The organism is uncultured Campylobacter sp. (assembly GCF_938017615.1).
Classification (GTDB): domain Bacteria; phylum Campylobacterota; class Campylobacteria; order Campylobacterales; family Campylobacteraceae; genus Campylobacter_B.
In genome coordinates, this window is sequence record NZ_CALIJA010000142.1 from 1 (window position 1) to 1,715 (window position 1,715).

Consider the following 1,715-nt stretch of genomic DNA (forward strand, 5'->3'; position numbering starts at 1 on the left):
GGAGTGCGAGATAATCGAGAAATTTCGCCTTCCAAAAAGCCTGATCGTACGAACGGAAGGAAGCGAGGAGTAAGCGCTGCGGATAGCAAGCTGCGCGGTAAGCTCTATATGGATCGCGAAGTAAAGTTTATATATGAACAATAAATTTGAAGTGCCAAAACATGAGTGACAAGAAATTTTGCGATATATATTAAAAAAGTTTATTTGACGTTAGCAGAATGAATTCCTGCGCGTATTTTTAAGTAGAATTCTTATCGCATCAGACATTGCGGAAACGTTATACGACATATTTATGCCCCTTTTAATGAATTTTTATATGCTTTATTTAGTTGAAAAAATGTAAAAAATAAAACTAGCGCCAAGATAATTCCGCTGAATAAAAAGAGTTTTTGTTCAAAGAAATTTTGCCTAAGATCAACTTCGATGATTACTTTATTATCACAATCTCCAAATTCTACGATATGAAGATTGATCATTTTTAAGATTACGCATTTATTATTAATGTATCTACTAAATATAAAATCACAAAAGTATTTTTCTTCATAGTCGTATTTGTTTGTATCAATATGAAAATCGATAAATTCCCAAGAAAAGATTTTGCCATTTCCCGCTACAGATATCTTGCAACCATTACCGCTTTTATAACTATGAAATCTAAAAAATTTCTCTACTGTTCCGGAGAAAATATATGGATTCTGTAAGGACTTCTCACTGGGTACAACTGCATAAGCGGCCAAAAAACATATAGGCATAAGAACCATAGAAAATACGGCAATCATAGCTAAAAAATTATGCTTTTTAGCAAAGCCGAATTTAATTAGATCATTACAATAATCCACGTAACGAAGCGGATTTTTCATTGTGTTCCTTTAAATAAACATAGATGGCAGCCCAAAAAGTGCACGCTATCGCAAGTTCGGTACTTAGACTTAACGGCTACCCTCGATACCCACAAAGTGCGAATGGGCGCACAAAATCTAACTGCATTTTCATTAAATTTCAAATGATATTTACGATATATTGTATTGTGCGGCGGATTAAATGCTGCTTAATATTTTTATTACAAACGCGAAATAAAAAGCCTAGAAACAAAGGTTTGTACAAACTAGCTTCTACATCGCAATTATCAAATACCTTTTCTTGCAGCCCTCTTAATATTTAAGACCGCTATCTTTCGTAGTAAAATAAATTTCTACATTCGAAAAATAGGCAAATCTCGTAAATTCTCTAATTCTACCTTATATATGCCCTTTTGTAGGGGTATGCAAGCGATTGTAGCACTACTTGTGCCATAGTGTTTCTCACCTATATAAATACTTGTTTGCATATACATGGAGCGTAAATTCTTTATGTCTGCAAACACGGGTTTTAGCTTATAATAAAAATACTCCTTTCCGAGCCTAAATTTATTCTGCTCGCTATCTATTTTATATATTTTTAGGCTTAGTGGTATTTTGATGCCGCGCAGCTAGGGCACGGCAGGGATGACGAGACGGCGCTGCTTTTTACGCACGGCTTGCTGCACGTGCTAGGTTACGATCACGAAAGCGACGACGGACAGATGCGCGCCAAAGAGTGCGAGATAATCGAGAAATTTCGCCTTCCAAAAAGCCTGATCGTGCGAACGGAGGGAAGCGAGGAGTAGGCGCTGTATATTGAAAAACGGCAAGCTAAATCTATAACGTATAAATTCTACTAAATGAGGATTATAAAAT

At 35.8% G+C, this 1,715-nt stretch carries 1 protein-coding gene and 1 pseudogene; one reads left to right on the forward strand and one right to left on the reverse strand.

Annotated features, from left to right (window positions below; genetic code table 11):
* Positions 1-290: 290 nt before the first annotated feature.
* Positions 291-860, reverse strand: a complete 570-nt coding sequence (locus Q0620_RS07290) for a hypothetical protein (protein ID WP_297950422.1) — start codon at positions 858-860, stop codon at positions 291-293.
* Positions 861-1,459: 599 nt separating this feature from the next.
* On the opposite strand from Q0620_RS07290, the pseudogene ybeY reads away from it, so the two are divergent.
* Positions 1,460-1,645, forward strand: a pseudogene (gene ybeY / locus Q0620_RS07295) (rRNA maturation RNase YbeY); the annotation flags it as partial.
* Between the last annotated feature and the right edge of the window lie 70 nt (positions 1,646-1,715).